Genomic DNA, 23,098 nt, shown 5'->3' on the forward strand with positions numbered 1-23,098 from the left:
ATATACTATAGGTCATATTATACCATTATTTTGAACTTTTTGTTTCATATATTATTATTTTCAGGTAGGACAGATCAGTGCCCCTTTGCAGCTTTATGTGAGGCCAACTCGTCGATGAGGGTCCAGCTGATCTCTACCATCTGTTTTTCAAAATCATTTAATTTATCAAAGGGCTTAAGAAGGTTGTTTTCTCTGGTGTTATCATTTGTTTTTTCTGCATAAGAATAGTTATGCAATAAATAGAAACGACAGGTGCGCTCATGTTCAAGCTTGTTCAAAACAGCCTTCTGTTCATCGGACATATCATTTCTTGCCGCAGAAGCCTTCCGCAACGTTGCAGAAGGAATGTCATCGAAAGGCTGGCAGGGCGCCTCATCTCCAAGAATCATATGCACCTTAAGACTTATATGGTCGGTTGTGATATAGTTCATGTCCTTAATAAGGCTGTCTAAATCTTCCCATAACGGGATAGCGCCGCCTAAATAGAAGCGCATCATTTCATGACGGCAAAGTGCCATATCAGTCAGAGTATTGTGCAGTACAAAGGCAGGGGTAAGTATATCTCTGGTTTGTCCAAAAGGAGTAGCAATACTTCTGACGTTACTGTTATAAATATATATTTCACCACTGAAGGCAAAAAATTTCTGAAGGGTCTGAAGAACGGCGATATTATCCTTTTCAGAGTCGTCGCAAAGAATGATGCGATCAGCTTTTGCCAGGAGCTTTTCGTCCGCGTTCCAGTGGCTGTCATGGAAAATAATGCTGTCTCTTCCATCGGATTGTTCGTTAATACTTACTATATCACTGAGTTTTTTACGGTTTCTGCAGTATTCATCTGAATTACCGAATACATGATAGTGTATGCTCTGGTCCTCGTATAAGACATTTAATTCAAGCGCACGATCAAGAAGAACTGAACCTGCAGCGCCAAAACCGATAAGAAGAATGGTTTCGTTTTTCTTTTTTACAGGGTATTGCTGCCAGAATAATCTGGCCGTACAGTCAGTTAGTGAGAAGAAACTGATATTCATAGGATGATGGGCCGGTGTAAAATTGGCCAGACACACGATAGGGGCACCGGTATCGGACAGCGTTATGGCGTCCAGGAAATTTTCCATCTCGTTATCCTTTAAGCACATAATATGAGCATCATAAAGAGAACCTCTACGTTCAAGGAGTTCTGCGGCAGACCATTGAACGGAAATTGCCTTTGAGCCTTTTCCGTCATCCTGACAGCCTGAATAGATGATAACTGCGTCAGGACGTACGGATTTTATGTTTTCAGCAAAAATCATTGAGTACTGGGATTTATCGGTAAAAATATACCAGGGTTTGGCCGTATGAATCGATAGAAGGATAATAGGCTTAATGCGGGAGACAAATTCCATCATGAATCCCACAAAGAAACCGAGCAGACCGATACCTAAGATAACGAATATGGACGCTATCAGGCGGCCTGCGGGAGTAACAGGATAGAAATCACCATATCCGATAGTGGTGAGGGTAACGAGGGAGTACCAAAAGGCCTCTCCAATGTTATGAATCGTGGCGGAGGGATCTCTTCTCTCGATTTCCACCAGCAAAAAAAGCAGTGCCAGGTAAGCGGCAATAAACCCCAGAAGAATTCTGATATAACGGCGAATCATGAAAAACATGCGCCTGAAAACAGAACCGCCGGAGCCTTTGTTTACTGCATGTGTAAGCTTTAGATCATTTATTCTGTCTCTGAATGACTTTTTATTATTCATAGTAATCCTCTATGAAATACTATCAAAGCGGAATCAATGTTTCTGATTTTACTTTACTCTGTGGCGTGTATTATTGCAATAATTTGCTTCTGCGATTCAAATCAGCTGTGATATAGTAATGTGTAGAAATAAACCAAAGAGGTGATACACATGACCATATTGCAGCTAAAATACGTTATTGCTATTGATGAAGAATCATCCATGAGAAAGGCGGCGGACAGACTCTATGTCTCACAACCCGGTCTTTCAAGTGCGGTAAGAGATCTTGAAAAGGAGCTTGGAATTCAAATTTTTGAGAGAGTTCATAACGGCGTCGTTACCACATCCGCCGGGGCTTCCTTCATTGCCTATGCAAGACATGCGGTTGAGCAGTTCGAGATTGTTGAAGAAAAGTATTTGAACTCAAAATCCGATAAACCCACTTTCTCAGTTTCCATGCAGCATTACACTATTGCAGTTAATGCTTTTATCGAGACAGTAAAGGAATATGATCTTGATGAATATCAATTTTCCATAAGGGAGACTCAGACAAGTGAGGTAATCGAAGATATCAAGAATATGAAAAGCGAAATAGGTGTTATCGCTCTTTCGGATTTCAATAAAAATACCTTCAAAAAGATTTTCACAGATGCATCGCTTGAATTCCACGAACTTTTCACACGTAATACATATGTGTATTTGAGAAAGGATCATCCCCTTGCAGATAAGGAGGAACTCTCACTTGAGGAACTCTCCGACTATCCCTGCATGGTATTCGACCAGGGTGATAATACTTCCTTCTATTATAGAGAGGAAGCCCTTGCTACCTATGATTATAAAAAGATCATCAGTACCAACGAACGAGCAACTTCAATTGAACTAATGCTCGGCCTTAACGGCTATGCTGTCGGAGCTGCAATGCTCGGAGACAGTCTTAATGAATCGGATCTAAAAGCTGTAAAGCTTAAGGAAGACGAGACGCTCACCTTCGGATATATAACAAGAAAGGGCGTCGAACTCAGCGAAATGGGAGAAACTTTTGTAGAAAAGCTTGAAGAATACTTGGATTAAAAATTATGCCTGTATGTGAAGTTTGTCATCATCACTGCAATTTAAAAGAGGGTATGACCGGAATGTGCATGGCAAGGACCTGCCGTGACGGAGAGATTGTATGCACTAATTACGGACTTATCACGTCCATAGCACTTGACCCAATAGAGAAAAAACCATTGTCCAGGTTTTATCCCGGATCAATGGTGGTTTCTGTCGGAAGCTACGGATGTAATCTTCGCTGTCCGTTTTGCCAGAATCACACTATATCTTATGGATTTGATCCAATATTGTCGCTTCCGCAGACGAGATATATAGCACCTGATGAACTGGTCGGTATCGCTGCCTCGTATAGGGAAGATGGAAATATTGGAATAGCTTTTACATATAATGAACCGCTTATAGGCTATGAATATGTAAGAGATACATCCAAACTGGCTCATGAAGCGGGGCTTAAAACTGTGCTCGTATCAAACGGCTGCGTTTCGGAAAAAATCCATGATGAAATTATTCCTTATATAGATGCGATGAATATTGATCTCAAAGGATTTACCGATTCCTACTATAGGAATATCTTAAAGGGCGACAGAAAGATGGTCATGAACTTTATTACAGCTGCCGCTAAAGAGTCACATGTGGAACTGACTACGCTTATTGTCCCGGGATACAATGATACCGATGAGGAAATCATGGACTTGTCCTCTTGGATCGCAGGCATCCGTGATGACATTCCGCTTCATATAAGTCGTTATTTTCCGAGGTTCAATATGACAGATGTGCCTGCTACAGAGGTTTCAAAAGTCTATCATCTTGCCGAGCTTGCCGGGCAACAGCTCAAATATGTATATACGGGTAATTGTTAAAATAAAAAAGGGGAAAGCCGGGTTCTTGTCACGAAGAACCCGGCTTTTTTCTATGAAGAAAGTGTTCTTATGAGGGGGTGGAACTTATTTACTGTTCCTTACAGTGTTTATACTACAGCACAAATCGTAAGGAAAAGTGACCAAAATGTGGTAATTCTGTGAACTTGAACACATTTTATAATCTTGTATGATTTTATAGAAAGATCAATTTTTCCCCGTTGTAGTACCATCCTCAAGATGAATAATAAGTCTACCCTTACCAATTGCATCCTGATGCTGGCCTTTTTGCAGAACTTCCTCAATTACGCCGGCACAGGAAGTGCAGATCTGTCTGGATTGCTTGTTATTGTCAAGATCGGCAACTTCAAGATCAAAGGAGTCCTTCACATTCGTGTAGTGGAACTGCTGTAGTCCCACAGAATAAACCTGATTATCATCTATTGGTTCACCCTTAAAATTGAACTTCAGGAATGAATGTGTCTTCTGGTCATACTCTATTTCAAGTCCCTCAGAAAGCTGGTAAAACTCCGTGTGCTCTCCTGCAAGAGCCTCATCTCTAAGCACGCGCAAAAGACCATGCTTTAGCTGTGCACCAGTCCAATAGGTTACAAATACACCATCATCATAAGGGAAATTCTCATCCAGGTCTTTTTTTGTAACAACAGGACCAAGCTTCTCCGTGCGGATGGAACCTGAACCGAGGAGCATAATATCAAGTCCCAGAGCCTCACAAAGAGCATCCGAATAAAGATCGCCAAGCTCAGTCTCCTCTATACGTGAAGGATGTGTGAGCTGCCTTACAAACTTGGTGATGATTCTTCCATACTTTGCATCCGTACTCGTCTTGTAATTATTTATTATTTCCTCAATGCCGGGATCCTTGGGGCAGGTACTTTCATTAATCGGAACCGGTTTCCAGGTATAGCTGTCGATGCAGTTATTATCCGTATCGATCATGATGTCAAAACGTCCGATCTGATCCGTACCGGTACCTGCCTGAACAATCGGAATACCATTTACAACGGCAGGCTCTTCTATGAAGGTATGAGAATGACCGCCTATTATCACATCAACTCCCCATGCCGGATCAAGCATTGCTGCAAGCTTTTGGTCCTCCTCAAAGCCGATGTGTGTAAGAAGAACTGTAAAGTCTATATCAAGCGCATTATAGGTATCACAGATTCTTCCGATTTCATCAGCGGCATCCTGCAAAGTCACAAGAGTTCCTATTAGTTTGTCCGTCTTGCACTGCATGAGTGCAACCTCTGTTATGATTCCTATGAAAAGAATCTTCATCCCATCTATCTCTATAATTTTATAGGGTTCGAAGAGCCTGGCATTATTCGTCTTAATATGGAAATTGGCATTGATAATCGGAAACTCAGCACATTTTTCAAGGAAAAGAAGGTGTGATACGCCGTAGTCCACCTCGTGATTACCAAGTGTTACAATGTCCGGAGCGAGCATGTTCATAATCTGAATTGTGGATATGCCGTGAAATTCAGAATCTATAACTGAGCCTCTAAACATGTCACCCGCAATGGCATAGAGGACGTTTTGCTCCTCATGCCGAATCTTACTGACATATCCCGAAAGAAGAGATAAGCCTCCGACAAGCTGTTGGTCTACCTGCTCTGCAAGGAAGTCGCCGTGCATATCGTTTGAGTGTAAAAGTGTAAGTTTCTTTAAATTCTTCATTTGTAATCCCCCTCATCCGGCGCTTCGCGCCACCTGTCTTCGCTCCGCTTCGGTCCGCGCTGAACCGACGTCCCCCGGACGTCGAGCGCCCCCCCAGGGGAAGGCATTGAAACAATTTCTATTGCAAATTAATCTTTATCCTACCTTCCACTACTGCATCCTGATGCTGGCCGTTTTGTAGCATTTCCTCGAGTACCTCGGCACAGGAGGTTGCGACTGCGCGGTAGGAGTGATTTTTCTTTAAGTCCTCAGGTTTAAGATCAAAAGAATCCACAAGATTTTTGAAATGATATTCCTGGAGTCCTACAGAGAAAACTCTATTCTCATCAATAGGCTCTCCTTCATAATCAAACTTCAAAAATGAGTGTGTCTTTTGATCATATTCAACCTCAAGTCCTTTTGACAACTGATAAAACTCGGTGTGCTCTCCAGTAAGAGTTTCGTCGCGCAGCATCCTCATTATTCCATGCTTTAGCTGAGCGCCTGTCCAGTAGGTAACAATGGCTGCATCATCATAAGGGAAAGCTCCGTCAAAATCTCCTTTTGTCACAACAGAACCCAGCTCCTTTTTTCTCACAGATCCGGAAGCCATAAGAAAAATATCAACTCCAAGGGCGTCCTTTAGCATATCTGCGAAAAGGTTTCCTAGCTCTGTCTCTTCTATCTTGGACGGATGGGTTAACTTCCTAACAAATTTGGTAAGTATTCTTCCGTATTTTTCATCAGTTGAAGTCTTGTAGTTAAGGATCATGTCCTCAATCGCAGTATCTCTCGGGCAGGTCTTATTGTTGATTGGAACAGGCTTCCAGGTGTAGCTGTCTATTTTGTTTTTATCTGTATCTATCACCATATCAAAGCGGCCTATCTCATCTGTTCCTGTTCCTGCCTGCACAATCGGTATTCCATTTACTACAAAGGGTTCTTCCATAAATGTATGTGAATGTCCTCCGATTATCACATCTACACCCCAGGCAGGATCAAGGAGCTCCGCGAGCTTTTGATCTTCCTCAAATCCGATATGCGTCAGTAAAACCGTCATGTCTACATCGATTGCATTATAGGTGTTACATATCCTTCCGATTTCAGCCGCTGCATCCTCAAGTGTTATGAAGGTTCCTATAAGCTTATCCATCTTGCACTGCTGAAGGGCAATCTCCGTTATTATCCCTATGAAAAGAATCTTCATTCCGCCAACTTCAATAACCTTACATGGATCGAATAATCTCGTGTGGTTTGTCTTGATATAAAGATTCGCATTTATTATAGGAAATTCCGCACATTTCTCCAAAAACAAAAGATGTGCAACACCATAGTCCACCTCATGGTTGCCCACTGTCACTATGTCCGGAGAGAGCATGTTCATAATTTGAATTGTCGAAATTCCGTGAAACTCAGAATCAATAATAGAGCCTCTGAACATATCTCCTGCAATTGCATAGAGAACATTTTCTTCCTCATGTCTGACCTTACTGACATAACCTGAAAGAAGTGACACGCCTCCAACCAGCTTATCGTCAGCCTTCTCGGCAAGGAAGTCGCCGTGCATATCATTCGAGTGAAGAAGTGTTAGTTTTTTCAAGTTCTTTTTTGGCTTTTTTTCGTTATGCTTCATATTATCCCCCTACATTAAAACGCTCACTTGATGTGATATCCCATATTGAAAAGGCTGTCGAATTCATCCATGACATAATAGCCGCCCTGAAGACTGACAATCTGCCCACTGTCATACACCCTGGTTCCATCCGTAAGCTCATATTCCAGTGAGTAATTAAAACCATCGATTTCAACATCGCCAGTTTTATTGTCTTTAGAAGAATAAAGCTGATACTTGTCTATCATGTTAAAAAACTTTTGCCTCTGTGACTCGCTTAACTTCGTGTATGTGTTATTATTTGTCGAATACCAGTACTCACCGTCACGAAGTTGAACCTCTACACGAAGCCTGGTAATATCCATACTGGAACCGAATTCAAAAACAAACCTTTCCAATGATCCGCCATCGGTTCCATCAATTTGTGAATCAAAAGTCGCTATAGACTTATTTTCATTATCAAACTGTTCCACTTTTAGATGTACATTACTTCCCAATGAAGTATAATCCGTATCTTCAAAAATCTTCATATCCACATCTTCGTTAACAACAATCTCATATAAGAAGCTATATTCTTCGTTATTCAGCAAATCCCGGGCAAAATCGTCACTAACCACAGTTCCGAGCGGAAGCATATTCCAGATCTCAAGATTACCGTATTTATCAGGATCATCAGCACAATAAGGTTCTTCCTTGTATCCGTAGATATAGCCATCCGTATTAGCACTATCTAGTCCAAAAAGATCTCTTGCTGCTTTCATACCATAGGAGCTTATCTTGTTCCATTCAGAAGTAACGTAGATATCCTTTGTCAGAACATTGATCATGATTTCTTCTTTACCGCCGTCAAGATATTCCCCCCTCACCCAATCTGTCACAAGATGATCCGGCCCCACCTGAGTTCCACTAATACCATAAAAAGTATTCCCCTTGATTATTGCATCAGGATAAACCTTCTTTACTGCTTCCTCAGCAATAGGAATAGCCTCTTTTACATGCTTCTTAGCCTGTTTCGATTCGTCTTTGGGAGATGGACATCCCATAAGACAAACACTCAGAAAAGAAATCAATATAATATAATTACTTTTGAAAAATTTTCTCCGAATGTTCATAGTACATTCCGTCCCATGCATATTCATATTTTGACATCTCAACGATCTGTCCGCTCTCATCTGTTACAACCTGCACAAGCGCAGGATCAAAATATCCGCCGTGCGCCATATTCTCCATTCCGCTGTATTCATAGTTCACAGCAGAATATGCATACTCATCATCAGGAAGGTAATACCCCAGCGCGTCTTCTGAGCTGCTTCCAAGGGCAGCCTTGGTCTCCTGAACTTCAACGCGCTGTAAAGTACAACTGTTACCAAACTCCAGCCATTTAATCGCATAAAAAGAAGTATCTTTAAGGCGTACCTGTTCTTCATTCCCTACGGTAGATGGTGTAGTACCTTCAGTATCATACTCACCGTCATATGTATCCGAATCAGGCCTCTTGAAAAACCATATGCCACTCATACTCCTCTCATATTGAAGTCCGTCTGTTGCAAATCCTGTTCTTTCATCTCCCAATTCCCTCAGCATCAGATAATCCATCCCGAGATTATTGGCGATCAGAATCTGGAATGATTGTCCCGGTCTTACTTCATCCCATGTGTATTCTCCGGATGAAAATTTTGCAGACAAGGTTAGCCTGTCGTAGGTACCTGTTTTTACAGTATCATCAAAGACATCCGTAAGCTCGATGTTGAAGGTCTTTTTATCACCGTTTGCCCGGACAAAGCGCACCGTCTTATATTGCGGAAGCGGAAAATACAGAATATCCCTGCGGATTCCCGGTTCCTGTATCAGTTCCCCATCATCCATGATTTCCCATGCGCCATACAGATATTCAAGCATTGCCTTATCCCCGGGCCCATATGCGGTTCTTCTGAATTCAATGCGCTTATAGCCGCCATCACCATCAAGTTCCGGCTGGGTATATGCTTCAATCCTATCTTCACCCGGATAATAATTTATCTCGTAGAGATAAAACAGTTCACTCGTGACAGAAAGCGAAACATAGTTTTCTTTTGCCTCCGGCTCAAATGAAGCAGAACTATCAATATCTGCCTCCTTAAATGTTATGCCATCGTTTTTTATAGTAAGAACCGCATTACTATCATCCTGCGAATACCAGGTTCCTTCGAATTTATTATCCTGACTACTATCTTCACTTTCCGTTATGTCAGCATCATTACCTGTCTTAATTGCCGCATATTCCATGAGACGAGGAATGTCGAAAACACAGGTATCTGCCACTTTTCCTTCAGCCTGTATTGTAAGCTCCTCACCGGACCCATATCTTGCATCAAGAAAATAAGTCCTACTGCTCCCGTTATCCGTCATGTAATATCCGTTGTATTCGGAAAGTCCCATTTCCTTTATGAGATCATCAAGCCCCTTAACATAGCTTTCCTCAACCTCTTCTAAGTAGTTCATCTCAAGATGGGAATCTACGGTATCCTGAATTGACATCACATAAACGCCATCTCTTTTTTCAATTCGCCACTCATAATACCCGCTTGGCCATTCATCAGAAAGCCCATAGCTTCCGTAATTATTCTCAAAACGAAGCATAAAATATTTGATATCTCCGGATTCTATGGTTTTGGGCCTGTCCTTGGATAAATCCTTGGTAACGACAACAGCTGGCTCCTTCTTTTTAGAGGAACCGCTGCCATCCATTATCTGTCCGCCACTACCCCTACATGCCGTGAAAGAAACCAAAGCCAATACTGACATTGCAATGATTAAAAGCTTCTTATTCATATCCGCAGACCTCCACATGACGATATATCGTTTCCGGAATATAGCCTTCCTCATCGTATTCCATGTCATCAGTCTTAGTAATAATCTCTGTGATCAGTTTACCGTCACAGACAGATAATAATTTTTCCTGAACCTTTTTAAAATCATCCACGATAAAATCGATCCATTCGATGTCCACTCCGCATTCTTTCAAAGTATCCGCAAATCCGGGATCTTCCATATCGGAGCCGGCGTATTCGTCAGAACCAAGCTCTTCAAAGCCATCGCCATCATACGTAAGAGCCTTGAAAACCAGATTCACCCCATCCGCTCTCGTATAATATGATTCCATGGTAGTAATGGCTATGACAGGCTTTTCGTTATATTCATACATAAACACGAACGTATTACCATCATCGGACTCCAGGATGTTTTCCCCATATTCATAAAAGTCCGTATCTTCAACCTCTCCGTTTTCATCGTTATACTCGTATGTGGAAACCCACAGGTTCTCGTAAATATCATCACCCGAGAGCTGGCAGATAATCATCTCATCCATTCCATCACCGTCTATATCTGCAAAACAGTGATTTACTAAACCAAACAGCTGAGGTGGATATTCCGTATAATAAATACCCTCGTCATCACGCACTGTAATGAAGCTCTCCTTCATACTGCTTATCTGCGTGAACTGACTCTGCACAAACTCTTCGAATGCGTCATGCGCTGCGGCGTTAAAATCTTTAATCTCTTTTTCTTTCTTTTTTTCAGGGCTCCCCTTTTCAGCCAGAGCTTCACATAATTCTTCAAATTCTTTCCGAGCGCTTTGGAATTTGAAGGAATACTCCTGATACTTATCTTCATCTCCGGACCAGTACAAATATGTCCACGGACCACTGCCACCATCCTCCGGATTATCACCCCTTGTTCTAACCTGGCCGCCCTTTATTATCCCGACAAAGTCTGACCATTCATCGTCAGAAAGTTCAAATTCCGCCTCTGCTATCGTATCCTCTTCAGTAGTTGGACCATAATCATCCTTTCGCTCCCTCTCCTCAAAGAAAAACATGTGCTTCCCGTCCTCAACATAGAAGAGATACCTCAGATAATATGCATCGTAATTGATGTTCTCTACTGTATAGTAAAATTTTCCTATCTGATCTTCTGAAATATCCTCGCCAACAATCATGCTGTCTTTTTTAAGCAGTTTGTCAGAACCAGCAACGCTGCTTTTTTCAGCCTTGTCCTCAGAACCCGTTACACTTCTTTTTTCAACTGTCCCGGATATATTTGGAGTCCTACTGCATCCTGTCAATACGCATAACATCAATAAACATGACAAACAAAGATAACGCTTCTTCATGACTATCCACCCCATATTGTGTTAAACTAAGTCACCATTCAGTAGCCCATTCCTCATCAGACACCCTGTGAAAAGAGCCTTTCCATGAGGAAGGTCCGGGATCATCTATGCTTTCCATTTTTTCCTGAACCTCCAGGATAAGCTTTTGCTCGCCGTCATCCTCAGAGAGTCTTCCTGTACATGTAAGCCCAAGAACTTCATTGTATCCGACAATCAGACACTCATCGCCTATCTTTGATGTTGAAAGAATAAACGGAAAACCGCTGTACTCCTCATTATCTATAAAGCTAAGCTCCTGCTCGTCAGTAATTCCAACCCACATATTGCGACTGTGAGCGGGCTCATAGCCATCTTCAATGATAAAATCATCCATGCGCCAGTTTCCGATATAAGGCTCATACCCCTTTTTATCAAAGGTAATAGAGCTTTCAAAATCACCGCCGGAAATCACCTCTACACCTGAATTCTCCTTCATCGGGACTTTCATCACATATATGTTTTCATATTTAAATGCCTGGGAAAGTTTTTGATCATTGTCTGAATCCCTTTGGACTTCCGCCACCAGAATATACGCGTCATCACCAAGAACTTCTCCTGTCTGCATTACAAGGTGATCTTTATCCATATTAGGAATAAAATTCTTTATTATAGTCCTCTCCTGTCCTTTATCATCGGACCACAATAAATTCCCGTACACAAAGCGGCTAAGCATATGGCTACCCAAATAAGAATGGGAAAGATATAGCTCATTGCTGTCGAAAAATCCATATGAAAGCTCTCCGCCGTTTAACCTAAGCGAAGGCTCATCGTTATAGCTAAGATTTGGCATCAGTTCATTGTCATATCCATGTGTTATAAGTTCGAGGCTATTCTCTCTTCCGGGAGATGCCTTTACAACAAGATAATCCTCTATGGAATCAACCGGTCCTCCGTAATGAGCAAAAAGACAGAATACATCTCCGCTTTCCTTGTCATATAGAAAATCATCACATTCAAGATTCCCGAAAACTCCAAGGTCGGACAATGTACCAAGCAACACTTCCCTATTGTCTGCATCCATACTGCAGAGCTTTATTTCATCCGATTCATTCTTTTCATAAATTATCTCTTTGTCTGAAAGACCGCAGAATGATAGCGTCCCATCCTCAGGTTTATCAATCCTGCAATACTGCACACCCGAATCATCCAGAACATCAAGATGCTTAAGCGATGAATCATCACTCCAAAGCGCTATAAGCTTTCCGTCTTCTGAGATTCCTTCCACATTACCGGGACCCACTTTAAAAAGATCTCCATCCATGGATACTCTGACAATATGGAGCTGTCCTGTTTCATCTTCGGAAGTGGTATAAAACCCGTCGCCGATAAAAAATAGCTTTCCGGAGCATGGCTCACCTGATATTTCACATATTTCACTGGAGGATTCATCGTATGAGCATATTCCGGAACCCAGATAAAGGAACTGTCCACCCTGGCTTGATTCGCCCACTGCTGCCCTGCTGTAGTCATGGAAATAGACCTTGTCTCCAACCTTCACAAAATAGCTGCCATTTCCATAGACCAAATTTTCTTCTGTGGGTTCTTCATCGAGATTATTTTCTGTCTCAGGCATCTTCGAAGGCGCAGAATCCTCCTCTTTCACAGTTGTTCGCACATCGGATTCCTGCTCAGCGTCAGACTGAGCGTCCATCCGTGTGTCAACCTGAGTAGTATCAGATTTTCTTGCGAATGAGCATCCGTTCATTGATAACACAGTTGTTACAACTATAAGGGACAAAACAATACCGGGATTTTTCATGTTCTCTCCTTATCAATATTCCAACCATACCATTACTATTTTGTCATATATCTTTTCAAAATGAAATTGTAATAAAAACACCAATTTTACTCCCCAAATTTATAGTGAATTAATAATATGATTATTTTCTATTTATAAGTGCCTCACACGAAGATGATAAAATATTATCAGTATATCAATAACCCTTAGGAGGCTTTTTAATGAAGAAAAAGTATATGTGGATATTTTTATTTATAGCGATTCTTGTTCTATCCGGCTGCGGAAAATCAGAAAGTGCTGATAAGACTCTGCACCTTGCACTAAATGCTGAAATCGTAACAATGGACGCTCATAAGACAACCAATGACTACATTGTGCCCATGAACGTCTTTGATACACTTTTTGCCATGAAAAAGAATGATGACGGTTCCACTGAAATAGTGAACAGTCTTGTAGACAAGTATGATATTTCGGAAGATGGTCTGACCTACCATTTCACATTAAAAGATGACATTGTCTTTTCAGATGGTACTCCGATGACATCTCATGATGTAAAGTTTACCTTTGAACGTATACTCACACTTCCTGACAGCGCCCAGACAGACTGCGCAATAATAATTGATGGCGCCCAGGATTTACTTGATGGCAAGGAACATTCTCTTAGGGGCATCACTATAGAAGATGAGAAAAATTTCTCTATCAAACTGATCTCTCCTTTTGCTGGTTTCACCGCACTTTTATCAACACCATCCACAGTTATATATTCCGAAAAGCTTGTCGCCGAAGCAGGCGAGGACTTTGGTGTGGTTCCCGAAAAGACTATAGGATCAGGTCCCTACATTATAAAAGAATGGAATCGAGGCAGCGGCTTGGTCTTTGAATCCAATCCGAAATACTGGGGACCTGAGCCCTCAGCCAAGCGTGTTGAAATGAAGATAATGGAACCTCAGGTCATGAACCTGGCTTTCCAGAAGGGAGATCTTGATGTACTTGATTGCATGTACCTTGACTCCGCTATTGTAAAATCCACATATAAGACAGATACATACAAGGATAAAATCGTGTCAACTGACAGAATCGGACAAAATTTCCTTATGTTAAACGAGAATATCGAACCCTTAGGAAATGTTCAGGTAAGAAAAGCCATCTGCCAGGCTATTGACCGTGAATCTATTCTTAATACCATATACGACGGAGATGGAAAGCTTGAGGACGGTATTTTCACAACAGGCTGTATTGGTCACAGTGACAATAATCAGGGCTGGCTTAAGTATGATCCCGAGGCTGCTAAAAAGCTTCTTGCGGATGCAGGCTATGCAGACGGTTTTGATATGGATTTATACCTGGACTCCACAGCGAGCGACTCTGTAAAGAATACTATCCAGGCTATAGCTGAGAACCTGAACAGCATAGGTATTCATGCCAATATAAATACCATGGACCATGCAAGCTACCTTGATCTTAGAAACAGTGGGGAAATGTCAGCATACTTTGCACTTTGGCTTCTTGATTTCAATGATCCTGACAATATCATCTATACCTTCTTCGGAAGTAAAGACAATACAAAGCTTCGCTCCAATAATTACAGTGATGAATCCGTAATTGAGAGAGTTGCTGCTGCAAAAACCATTGTTGACGAGAACGAAAGATTAAAGGAATACGAAGCCCTTGAGAAAAAACTCTCTCAGGATGATGCCGCCTTTGTGCCGCTGTTTTCTCTTAAACATCTTTTTGTAGTAAGTGACCGTATTGAGAGTTTCAGTCCCCACTGGGCAGGATGGAACGATATCTATTTTGATAAAGTTACTATGAAATAATAAGGAGACTATGTTTTGAAGGAACTTCCCAGAAGAATACTTGGTGTGGTTATCGTCCTTGTTGGTGTAATCGCACTGATATTCATTATGCTAAGAATCATACCCGGCGATCCCGTGTCCGTTTTATTAAATGAACATGTCAGCCAGGCCAATATTGACAGGCTAACGCAGAACATGGGGCTTGATAAAAGTCTCCCTGAACAGTTCCTAACCTATCTTTTAGGAGTCTTCAGAGGTGATTTAGGGCGAAGCTATACTATGCAGCAGCCTGTGCTATCGCTTATCCTGCAGGCTTTTCCCTATACTGTCAGATTGACGCTTTTGGCCATCGCCTTTGCATGGACAATAGGAATTGTCTCAGGCGTTATCTCCGCTATGTATAACGAGAAGTTCCTTGATTACCTGTTCCGCGGAACCGCTCTCCTCGGTATATCTGTTCCTGTATTCATGGTGGCTCTTTTTTTACAATATATGTTCTATTTCCGTTTATCGCTTCTTCCTCTTGTATATGACGGAAGCTTTGTCTCCCTGATCCTACCTGCTATTGCACTTGGCTGGAACAGTGCGGGAAGCGTTGCCAGACTGACGCGTTCCAGTCTTATGGAGCAGCTGGGTGCGACCTACATCGACACCGCAAGAGCCAAAGGACTTGTATACAAAAAAGCTGTTGTATTCCATGCTCTGAAAAATGCAATTCTTCCGGTAATAACAATGATGGCGCTGCAGCTCGCTGAGATGTTATCAGGTGCTGTTATCACCGAGAGTGTGTTTAGCATATCCGGTCTTGGAAAACTTGCTCTTACCGCTCTGCAGACAAGAGATATGCCCCTATTACAGGGCACAGTTCTGTTCACAGCTTTTCTTATCGCAGTTGGAGGTATTCTGGCTGATATCATAGGTACGATACTTAATCCAAAATTGAGGTTAGGATGAAAAAATCACTTATTCACAACAAAACTGTGCTGGTATCAGGCGCAATAATACTGATTGTGGTGATTCTGTCCACGCTGGCACCTCTCCTTTCTCACTACAATGAGACAGCTCAGGATCTGGCGGGAAGACTCATGCCACCGGGGAATGGCCATCTCTTTGGGACCGATGAGCTGGGCCGCGATGTTTTTACAAGGATATTCTATGGGACACGAATTTCTCTTTTCATAGCACTCATCCCCACCTCTCTGGCTGTTCTTATTGGAACCATAGCCGGAGTATGCGCAGCTTCGTTTAAAGGAGCCACTGATTTTATCATCATGCGTTCGGCAGATATTATGCTCTCAATTCCGGGTATGCTTCTTTCAATGGTTGTCCTGTATACTTTTGGCGGTTCCCTCTCCTCTGTCGTAATCGCGCTGGTCCTCATCGAATGGGGCGGCATAACAAGAGTTGTAAGAACAGCTGCACTGGAAATCTATGAAAACGAATATATAGAAGCATCTGTAGGAATCGGTGCAGGACGACTTCGCATAATATTCGGTCACATAATCCCGAATCTAATCCCAACACTTATTGTTCTTTTTACTCTGAATATCCCCTCCTCGATTCTTGCAGAAAGTACACTGAGCTTTTTGGGAATCGGAATTCAGCCGCCTTTAGTATCTCTGGGACTCATGACAGGTTATTCACGACAGTATCTTTTCCTGATGCCCTGGCTTTCACTTGCTCCTTCGGGCATGGTCATGCTGCTTGTGCTTTCATTTAATTTTCTCGGGGATGCGCTAAGGGATATTCTTGATCCGAGGAGGAACAGTTATGGATGATATTTTATTAAAAATGCGAAACCTTACTGTTTCCGTAAGAAAAGATAAAAAAGAAATTCCTATTGTAAAAGGAATAGATATAGATATTCCAAGAGGTCAGATAGTAGGGCTTGTCGGTGAATCCGGCTGCGGAAAAAGCATGACCGCAAAGTCAATTATGGGTATTCTCCCGCATAGCGCTCATGTAACAGGAAGTATTCTCTGGAAGGATTCCAATGGCACTGAGACCGAGCTTACAAAGTTAAATGAAAAAGAGCTGCGGAAGATGTGCGGTCCAAAGATGGGAATGGTTTTCCAGGAACCCATGACATCACTTAATCCCCTGATGCGAATCGGCGATCAGGTTGCGGAAGCTCTGCGAATCCATAAGCTGGTAAAAAGCCGTGCCGATGCCAGGGGCAAAGTTGTCAAAATACTTGAAGAGGTTGGAATTCCTGATCCTGAAAGCAGATATTCCGCTTACCCTCACCAGCTTTCAGGCGGCCTACGGCAAAGAGTCATGATAGCCATGGCTATGATTTGCGAGCCAAATCTTCTTATAGCAGATGAACCGACTACTGCCCTTGATGTCACAATACAGGCTCAGATTCTGAAGCTCATAAAAGAAATGTGCACCGCACGTAATATGAGTGCTCTTGTTATCACACACAATATGGGTGTGGTGTCCTCGTTATGCGATAAAGTGTACGTAATGTATATGGGAAGAATCCTCGAAAGAGCACAGGTAACTCAGCTTTTTAAAAATCCGATGCATCCATACACAAGAGGACTGCTCTCTTCTATTCCAAGAATAAATTCCAATCCCGATTATCTTACAACGATTCCCGGAAACATCCCTGAATTTGGTAAGGAAACCGTCGGATGTGATTTTTGCCTAAGGTGCAGCGATGACGAGCGCAAATGCTTTTTTGAACGTCCAAGTGAAACAAAGATTTCGGAAGGACATTTTGTCAGCTGTCATACTGCAATTAAGGGGGCGTAAATAAGTAATGAATGAACAGGTTATTTTATCTGCCAAAAGCCTTACCAAAAGCTTTCCTATAGACGGAAAAAAGAGGCGCATAGTTGTTAATGATCTTAATCTTGACATGTTTAAGGGAGAAACCCTTTCACTGGTCGGGGAATCCGGCTGCGGAAAAAGCACGCTTGCAAGGCTATTCATGCGCCTTATAAGACCAGATTCAGGCGAGATTATTTTTGATGGGGTAAATGTAAGTGATCTTTCAGAAAATGCATTCAGGCCTTACCGCAAGAGAATTCAGATGGTTTTTCAGGATCCCGCTTCTTCTCTGGATCCCCGTATGAAGGTAAGAGACATCATAGCAGAGCCTCTAAGAATCTGGAATGTATGTAAAGATAATAAGGAAATTGATGAACGCGTTCTGGAACTCCTTGACATGGTGGAGCTAAAAGAAAGTGCTGCAAACAAATACCCTCACGAATTCTCCGGAGGTCAGAAACAGCGTATTGGTATTGCACGTGCTATAGCTATTAGTCCCGATCTCCTTATATGCGATGAATCAGTGTCCGCCCTCGACGTTTCCGTGCAGGCTCAGATTCTGAATCTATTAAAAAGACTCAAAAGAGAGCTGGGGCTTTCCTGTCTTTTTATCAGTCATGATCTGTCTGTTGTCAACTTCATATCCGACAGGGTATGTGTGATGAAGGATGGAAAAATCTGTGAAATCGCAGATGCGCAGAGCATTTATAAGAGCCCTGCGCATGAGTACACCAGATTCCTGCTTGCAGCCATACCTACAATAGAATATGCAGAATAACCGTTTATATCATTTTTGTTATGCTATCTGCATTTCTTCGAGTTTTTCAATAATAGCTGCGGATAATTTTTCATGCCCCTTCTCATCCATGTGCTCGTCATCTACAGCGCTGGGCGTTGCAAAATCGGAAGCTGCAAGGAATTGGTTACCGCGCCTTTTTGCAATTATCTCATACTCCTGTCTAAGGTTTTTGCTGACAGCAACGGAGGCCTTATCAAATTCAGGATCCTTCTCGGGAAGGTAAACCTCCTCACCGAGCTTTATCGGAGAAACTACCAGTATTTTCTCAGGTGCTATATATTTTTCAAGCTCATCAAGGCAAAGTTCGAGTCCCTTTCCTATAATATGTGAATTTGCATGAAAAATTGTTTTGCAGTCATTTGTTCCAAGCATGATGATTGCAGCATCCAGCGGATAATTACTCTCTATACTGAGAGGAAGTATCTCCGCACCTTTTCTGAAAGGGCGAAGCTGATCGTCAAAAACGGTTGTCCTTCCGCAAAGACCATCCTCAATAATTCTTCCGTCATCTAGTTTGTCCTGAACTATACTTGTCCACCTTTTCCCCCAGGGATATCTCTCCTTTGTTCCCGGAATAAGTCCCCATGTATTTGAATCTCCAAAAGCAAGAATGTTTGCCATAATTCACACCTCATAATTTTAAAAAATGCCGAGTACTGACTAATTACATTTCATAAATTTATTATGATTGTCCCGGGTCTTGATGTAAAATATCCAAAACTTTTAGTTGGATATAAAAATATCCTATACCACAATCTACCCTGCAAAAGAAAAACTGCAGCGATCGTGTCGTTACAATCTGCTACAGTTTTCATCACTTATAATATTCAGCTATACGTTTTATTATCGGTTCTAATTCACCCTCTATATCGAAAATAGAAATTCCCCGAACAGTAAATTGTTTACTCATCTTAGGACCGATATGGGTGCATATGATGCATCGGCAATCCTCCAATAGCTTCACCTTTTCTTCAGAACCTTTGCCGCATCTGTTTCCGGGATGTTCACAGTTACCAGAAGAGTCATATCCTTCCGAAGACAAGGGTTCTCTTAATTCCCCATTGGTATTTTCTTTTTTCCATTCTCTTATTTCACTGAATGTAATTTTTGCACAGTCGTCAACATCATATATATAAAACTGATCCGCGGTGCCGAATTCCAGGTCGGAATAAATGCCGTCGGACGATGCTACTGCAATTTTGTATACCATGATTAATCCCCTCATCCGCCCCTTCGGGGCACCTTCTCCCAGAGGGAGAAGGCAGAATTATATTATCAGCCACCTTCATCTATTATTCAAAATCTTTATCGTATTTTTATATCACGTAATCAGACTCAGGGAGGATTCGTTTCAGGAACTGCTTGGTTCTCTCCTCCTTGGGCTTGTAGAAGATATCCTTGGGTGAACCCTGTTCAACAACTACTCCGTCAGACATGAAAATTACCTTATTTGCCACGTCCTCTGCAAAGCTCATCTCATGTGTCACTACTATCATGGTAGTTCCTTCCTTTGCGAGCTTTTTAATTATAGAGAGCACCTCTCCCACGAGCTCTGGATCAAGGGCTGAAGTCGGCTCATCAAACAGAATAACCTTGGGATTAACTGCAACGGCCCTAGCTATACCTACACGCTGCTGCATTCCTCCTGAGAGCTGTGCCGGATAAAGATCAAGCTTATCCTCAAGTCCGACCTTCTTAAGTGCACTTATGGCAATGTCCACAGCCTCCTTCTTCGGAACCTTTCTGGCAACTATAAGACCTTCCGTTACATTCTGCAAAACCGTCTTATTATTAAAAAGACAATAGTTCTGGAAAACGAAAGCTGTATTTTTTCTCACATAGGATATATCTTTTCTGGATGAGTGATGCATATCCATAGTCTTATTATCAAGCGTAAGCTTTCCCTTGTCCGCCTTCTCCAGGAAATTTATACTTCGCAGCAAGGTGGTTTTTCCCGACCCGCTGGGGCCAAGAATTACTATGACATCCCCTTTATTTACTTCAATATCGACACCCTTCAGAATTTGATTTTTCCCAAAGGCTTTGTGTACATTCTCTAGTTTAAGCATTTATTCCACCTCTTCAAAATTTTGTATAGGACGATTTCTACAGCGGATGGTATAGCCTGATTCTCCTCTCGATAACCTTAAAGATCACCTCTATTCCCAGATTAATCGCAACATATAAAACAGCAATGATCAGATAAGCCTCAACATAGCAGGTAAACTTCGCTCCTTCCGTTTTCGCAATTCCCATAATTTCAAAAACCGAAACCGCGAATGCCAGAGAACTAAGTTTTACAAGTCCGGTGATATTGGTGCACAGAACAGGAAGAGAATTAACAATTGCCTGTGGAAGAATGATTCTTCTGTAGCCCTGAAGCACGCTAAGGCCTATAGCCTTTGCTGCTTCGAGCTGTCCCTTATCAATTGCCCCAAGCGCTCCGCGAAACATCTCGCTCATAACGGGAATCATTCCGAAGGAAAAAATGAAATATGCATAGGTCATCCCCTTGATTGAGTAGACATCAAAACCAATTCCTTTTTCCTTAAAATACGGTGCCAACACCGTCGGCAGAGCTGTATAGATCAGGTAAATCTGCACCATAACCGGCGTGCCTCTTGCAAAGGAAACATATACTCCCAGAATTTTCGATATGATTCCGTTGCTGTTAGTTCTGATGACAGCAAACAAAAATCCAAAGAGGAGTGATATCAGAAGTACGACTCCGACTATTTTAAATGTAACAGGAACGCCCTTTAGCACCAGAAAAAAAGTATTGTAAATAAATTCGGTATTAAGTGACATGTATTATGTTCTCCCCAGTTCTCGTTTTACTCTTTGCTCCGCAAATTTAAGAAGCTTTTCGGATGCAATTGCAACCACCCAGTACATGGCAGCCAATGCTATGTATATCTCCAGAATGTGATTACTGTAGGTATTCTGATTCAGCGTGTTTGCTTTTCCGAAAATATCTACCAGACCGATCGTAAAGCCAAGGCTACCTTCCTTAATGAGATAGATCACCAGATTTCCAAGGCTCGGAAGCGCATACAGAAGTGCCTGCGGAAAGATTATCCTGCAAAAGGTCTGAATATCTGTAAGTCCTATGCTTACTCCGGCCTCATACTGTCCCTTATCAACCGATTTGTATGCACTTCTCATGATTTCCGTAAGGGATGCGGTAGCAAGCAGTGTCACTGTTATGATAACGAAAAGAATCGGATCTTTTCTTCCCATGTTATTGCCCGTCACCGCCTCAGCCACCATTGGTATCCCGTAATATACCAGGAATAAAAGTACAACCGGTGGTATCGAGCGGAAAACCGCCGTATATACATTGGCTATGCCCCTTAATATGCGGCTCTTTCCCAGCTTGAAAAAGGCAAACAGAAATCCGAAGAATATTCCGAAAAGCAGCGAAAGCCCTGCATAAGTAAAGGTCACTTTAAGATAAGGCAAAAGCTTTACAAAATATTCAAAAAATGTGCTTAATTTAAATCGCATAGATTTACTCCACGTGTGTTCTTGATGATAAGTTTCCTCTGTTAAAGGCAAGGCTGTAAATCTTTTCGATAAGCCTTAATCCTCCATCGTAGCCGACATAGCTTGATGATGTGATTATCTCTGTTGCAATCGGGAGACTAAGGTTAACAAAATAATTATTTGTTTTCTTGGCAATATTGTTCTCCCAGTAGCTTCCGAAAATAATAGCTTTTTTGCTGCTTCCTATCTTCTCTTCAATGTCTCTGGTGATAAGTCCTCCATCGGCCTCGAACTTAATGATTTCACTTACATTCTCAGTACTCTCATCAAATGCTGCCTTAATCTTCTCTTCGCGTTCCTGGGACGGATCGTCAATGATATAGATTCCCTGCGGCAAAAATCCCAGTTCGTTAGTCAGATAAGATGTAACTCCTGATGAATATAAGCTGTCTCCTACTACGTAAAGCTGATAGGGAAGGATATTTCTCTGCTCTGCAACGAAGTCCGTAAAGGAAATAAAGTAGTCGTAGAATCTCTTCTCTTCTTTATTTACAACCTGCTCCACAGCGTCTTCCGAAAGGCCTGCGAACTTTCCAACTGCTCTTAGGAACTTACTTGTTTCCTGAGCTCCCACAGGAAGTGTCTGATAATGTAAAAATGGCGTGCCATACTTTTTCTCAAGATGCTTTACAATCGAAAGACCTACCCAGGGACCAACAAGCAGGTTAAACTGCGCGTTCGGAATAGTCTTCCATTCGTCTACCCCACCCGATGCAGGTCCGAATAACACGTTCACCTTAAGTCCAAGCTTCTCCAGGATGTTCTTTAAATTATCAAGATCGCCTCTCCAGTAAGCATCTTGAAAAGGTACCGAAGCAAAGACATTAACAAGTCCCTTTTCTACAGAAGGCTCAACTTTTCCAACGAACTGATCAACGATTGCCTTAACCACCACCTCGTGTCCGAAGTAATTATTCCCTCTAAAGCCGGCGGTATCTACACCCACAACCGGATCGCCGTTTCTTAAAAATCTTCCGGCAACACCTGCACTGTCATCACCAATGATTCCCGCGGTACATCCTGAAAGAATTACGAAAAGGTCTGCCTTTACTACCTTAAGTGCACCTTCAACAAGTTCTTCAAGATTTTTTTCGCCGCCGAATACAACTTCCTTTTCGCCTGCATTTGTACAGGATACATGGGTTCTTCCGGCATAGCCTTCACCCTGCTGTCCTGCCTGAACTCCCGCAAAACCTGATGCTTTGGATGCGCAACCCGGTCCTGCATGTATTATCGGTGCTGCTCCGGGAATTGCCAGTACTGTCTGCTGCGCTGCAAGAGCACAGGAGAATCTTGGCTTTTCTATGATTGAACTCATGA

Annotated in this window: 20 protein-coding genes; 7 read left to right on the top strand and 13 right to left on the bottom strand. The window is 42.1% G+C overall.

Translation table 11 applies throughout. The features are described from left to right. Positions 1 to 74: 74 nt before the first annotated feature. Entirely contained in the window at positions 75 to 1,748 is a 1,674-nt protein-coding gene (locus G630_RS0103235) for an ion channel (protein WP_026497739.1), read from the bottom strand. Between the two features lie 150 nt (positions 1,749 to 1,898). Here G630_RS0103235 and G630_RS0103240 point away from each other — a divergent pair, with 150 nt between their 5' ends. Beyond that, a complete protein-coding gene (locus G630_RS0103240) occupies positions 1,899 to 2,798 on the top strand; it encodes a LysR family transcriptional regulator (protein ID WP_022761497.1) in 900 nt (299 codons plus the stop codon). Between the two features lie 2 nt (positions 2,799 to 2,800). Next, positions 2,801 to 3,640 (top strand): AmmeMemoRadiSam system radical SAM enzyme, encoded by an 840-nt coding sequence (gene amrS, locus G630_RS0103245; protein ID WP_155831922.1) that lies wholly within the window; start codon positions 2,801 to 2,803, stop codon positions 3,638 to 3,640. A 204-nt stretch (positions 3,641 to 3,844) separates the two neighbouring features. Here amrS and G630_RS0103250 read toward each other — a convergent pair whose 3' ends face one another. The 6 genes from G630_RS0103250 to G630_RS0103275 form a co-directional block, all read right to left on the bottom strand. Then, positions 3,845 to 5,338, bottom strand: a complete 1,494-nt coding sequence (locus G630_RS0103250; RefSeq protein ID WP_026497741.1) for a bifunctional metallophosphatase/5'-nucleotidase — start codon at positions 5,336 to 5,338, stop codon at positions 3,845 to 3,847. Between the two features lie 118 nt (positions 5,339 to 5,456). Continuing rightward, the gene (locus G630_RS0103255) at positions 5,457 to 6,950 is read right to left on the bottom strand and encodes a bifunctional metallophosphatase/5'-nucleotidase (protein WP_044958633.1); all 1,494 of its coding nucleotides are present in this window, start codon (positions 6,948 to 6,950) and stop codon (positions 5,457 to 5,459) included. Between the two features lie 23 nt (positions 6,951 to 6,973). Beyond that, positions 6,974 to 7,972, bottom strand: coding sequence for a hypothetical protein (locus tag G630_RS0103260; RefSeq protein ID WP_155831923.1), 999 nt, complete (start codon positions 7,970 to 7,972; stop codon positions 6,974 to 6,976). 37 nt (positions 7,973 to 8,009) lie between these two features. Further along, positions 8,010 to 9,740, bottom strand: a complete 1,731-nt coding sequence (locus G630_RS0103265; RefSeq protein WP_026497744.1) for a hypothetical protein — start codon at positions 9,738 to 9,740, stop codon at positions 8,010 to 8,012. After that, a complete protein-coding gene (locus G630_RS0103270) occupies positions 9,733 to 11,046 on the bottom strand; it encodes a hypothetical protein (RefSeq protein ID WP_026497745.1) in 1,314 nt (437 codons plus the stop codon). The genes G630_RS0103265 and G630_RS0103270 overlap by 8 nt, the downstream gene beginning before the upstream one ends. Before the next feature lie 67 nt (positions 11,047 to 11,113). Next, positions 11,114 to 12,880, bottom strand: coding sequence for a hypothetical protein (locus G630_RS0103275; RefSeq protein ID WP_026497746.1), 1,767 nt, complete (start codon positions 12,878 to 12,880; stop codon positions 11,114 to 11,116). Between the two features lie 200 nt (positions 12,881 to 13,080). Here G630_RS0103275 and G630_RS0103280 point away from each other — a divergent pair, with 200 nt between their 5' ends. Genes G630_RS0103280 through G630_RS20525 form a run of 5 tightly spaced genes read left to right on the top strand, consistent with a single transcriptional unit; the run spans position 13,081 to position 18,211 of the window. Further along, the gene (locus tag G630_RS0103280; RefSeq protein ID WP_026497747.1) at positions 13,081 to 14,676 is read left to right on the top strand and encodes an ABC transporter substrate-binding protein; all 1,596 of its coding nucleotides are present in this window, start codon (positions 13,081 to 13,083) and stop codon (positions 14,674 to 14,676) included. Positions 14,677 to 14,691: 15 nt separating this feature from the next. Beyond that, a complete protein-coding gene (locus G630_RS0103285; RefSeq protein ID WP_026497748.1) occupies positions 14,692 to 15,609 on the top strand; it encodes an ABC transporter permease in 918 nt (305 codons plus the stop codon). After that, positions 15,606 to 16,433, top strand: coding sequence for an ABC transporter permease (locus tag G630_RS20520; protein ID WP_022761487.1), 828 nt, complete (start codon positions 15,606 to 15,608; stop codon positions 16,431 to 16,433). Before G630_RS0103285 ends, G630_RS20520 begins: the two co-directional genes overlap by 4 nt. Next, positions 16,426 to 17,415, top strand: a complete 990-nt coding sequence (locus tag G630_RS0103295) for an ABC transporter ATP-binding protein (protein WP_026497749.1) — start codon at positions 16,426 to 16,428, stop codon at positions 17,413 to 17,415. Before G630_RS20520 ends, G630_RS0103295 begins: the two co-directional genes overlap by 8 nt. A 7-nt stretch (positions 17,416 to 17,422) precedes the next feature. Then, positions 17,423 to 18,211, top strand: a complete 789-nt coding sequence (locus tag G630_RS20525) for an ATP-binding cassette domain-containing protein (protein WP_049946067.1) — start codon at positions 17,423 to 17,425, stop codon at positions 18,209 to 18,211. 18 nt (positions 18,212 to 18,229) lie between these two features. On the opposite strand, the gene G630_RS0103305 is transcribed toward G630_RS20525, so the two are convergent. From G630_RS0103305 to G630_RS0103330, 6 genes are all read right to left on the bottom strand, one after another. After that, a complete protein-coding gene (locus G630_RS0103305; RefSeq protein WP_026497750.1) occupies positions 18,230 to 18,853 on the bottom strand; it encodes a GDSL-type esterase/lipase family protein in 624 nt (207 codons plus the stop codon). 193 nt (positions 18,854 to 19,046) lie between these two features. Continuing rightward, positions 19,047 to 19,442 (bottom strand): NifB/NifX family molybdenum-iron cluster-binding protein, encoded by a 396-nt coding sequence (locus G630_RS0103310; protein WP_022761483.1) that lies wholly within the window; start codon positions 19,440 to 19,442, stop codon positions 19,047 to 19,049. Between the two features lie 106 nt (positions 19,443 to 19,548). After that, positions 19,549 to 20,301 carry an amino acid ABC transporter ATP-binding protein gene (locus tag G630_RS0103315; RefSeq protein ID WP_022761482.1) on the bottom strand — a complete coding sequence of 251 codons (753 nt, stop codon included), beginning with the start codon at positions 20,299 to 20,301 and terminating at the stop codon, positions 19,549 to 19,551. Between the two features lie 37 nt (positions 20,302 to 20,338). Further along, a complete protein-coding gene (locus G630_RS0103320; protein ID WP_022761481.1) occupies positions 20,339 to 21,040 on the bottom strand; it encodes an amino acid ABC transporter permease in 702 nt (233 codons plus the stop codon). A gap of 3 nt (positions 21,041 to 21,043) precedes the next feature. Next, a complete protein-coding gene (locus G630_RS0103325; protein ID WP_022761480.1) occupies positions 21,044 to 21,739 on the bottom strand; it encodes an amino acid ABC transporter permease in 696 nt (231 codons plus the stop codon). 4 nt (positions 21,740 to 21,743) lie between these two features. After that, complete coding sequence (locus G630_RS0103330; RefSeq protein ID WP_022761479.1) at positions 21,744 to 23,096, bottom strand: nitrogenase component 1; 1,353 nt, start codon at positions 23,094 to 23,096, stop codon at positions 21,744 to 21,746. Positions 23,097 to 23,098: the final 2 nt, after the last annotated feature.

This window comes from Butyrivibrio sp. WCD2001, from assembly GCF_000424485.1.
Lineage (GTDB): Bacteria > Bacillota > Clostridia > Lachnospirales > Lachnospiraceae > Butyrivibrio.

Excerpts from the sequence above, each read along its gene's own strand:
- G630_RS0103320 (WP_022761481.1), bottom strand. The coding sequence starts at position 21,040 with ATGTCACTTAATACCGAATTTATTTACAATACTTTTTTTCTGGTGCTA.
- G630_RS0103295 (WP_026497749.1), top strand. The coding sequence starts at position 16,426 with ATGGATGATATTTTATTAAAAATGCGAAACCTTACTGTTTCCGTAAGA.
- G630_RS0103260 (WP_155831923.1), bottom strand. The coding sequence starts at position 7,972 with ATGGGATGTCCATCTCCCAAAGACGAATCGAAACAGGCTAAGAAGCAT.
- G630_RS0103265 (WP_026497744.1), bottom strand. The coding sequence starts at position 9,740 with ATGAATAAGAAGCTTTTAATCATTGCAATGTCAGTATTGGCTTTGGTT.
- G630_RS0103255 (WP_044958633.1), bottom strand. The coding sequence starts at position 6,950 with ATGAAGCATAACGAAAAAAAGCCAAAAAAGAACTTGAAAAAACTAACA.
- G630_RS0103250 (WP_026497741.1), bottom strand. The coding sequence starts at position 5,338 with ATGAAGAATTTAAAGAAACTTACACTTTTACACTCAAACGATATGCAC.
- G630_RS0103325 (WP_022761480.1), bottom strand. The coding sequence starts at position 21,739 with ATGCGATTTAAATTAAGCACATTTTTTGAATATTTTGTAAAGCTTTTG.
- G630_RS0103235 (WP_026497739.1), bottom strand. The coding sequence starts at position 1,748 with ATGAATAATAAAAAGTCATTCAGAGACAGAATAAATGATCTAAAGCTT.
- G630_RS20525 (WP_049946067.1), top strand. The coding sequence starts at position 17,423 with ATGAATGAACAGGTTATTTTATCTGCCAAAAGCCTTACCAAAAGCTTT.
- G630_RS0103305 (WP_026497750.1), bottom strand. The coding sequence starts at position 18,853 with ATGGCAAACATTCTTGCTTTTGGAGATTCAAATACATGGGGACTTATT.
- G630_RS0103330 (WP_022761479.1), bottom strand. The coding sequence starts at position 23,096 with ATGAGTTCAATCATAGAAAAGCCAAGATTCTCCTGTGCTCTTGCAGCG.
- G630_RS0103240 (WP_022761497.1), top strand. The coding sequence starts at position 1,899 with ATGACCATATTGCAGCTAAAATACGTTATTGCTATTGATGAAGAATCA.
- G630_RS0103280 (WP_026497747.1), top strand. The coding sequence starts at position 13,081 with ATGAAGAAAAAGTATATGTGGATATTTTTATTTATAGCGATTCTTGTT.
- G630_RS0103310 (WP_022761483.1), bottom strand. The coding sequence starts at position 19,442 with ATGGTATACAAAATTGCAGTAGCATCGTCCGACGGCATTTATTCCGAC.
- G630_RS0103315 (WP_022761482.1), bottom strand. The coding sequence starts at position 20,301 with ATGCTTAAACTAGAGAATGTACACAAAGCCTTTGGGAAAAATCAAATT.
- G630_RS20520 (WP_022761487.1), top strand. The coding sequence starts at position 15,606 with ATGAAAAAATCACTTATTCACAACAAAACTGTGCTGGTATCAGGCGCA.
- G630_RS0103270 (WP_026497745.1), bottom strand. The coding sequence starts at position 11,046 with ATGTTATGCGTATTGACAGGATGCAGTAGGACTCCAAATATATCCGGG.
- G630_RS0103275 (WP_026497746.1), bottom strand. The coding sequence starts at position 12,880 with ATGAAAAATCCCGGTATTGTTTTGTCCCTTATAGTTGTAACAACTGTG.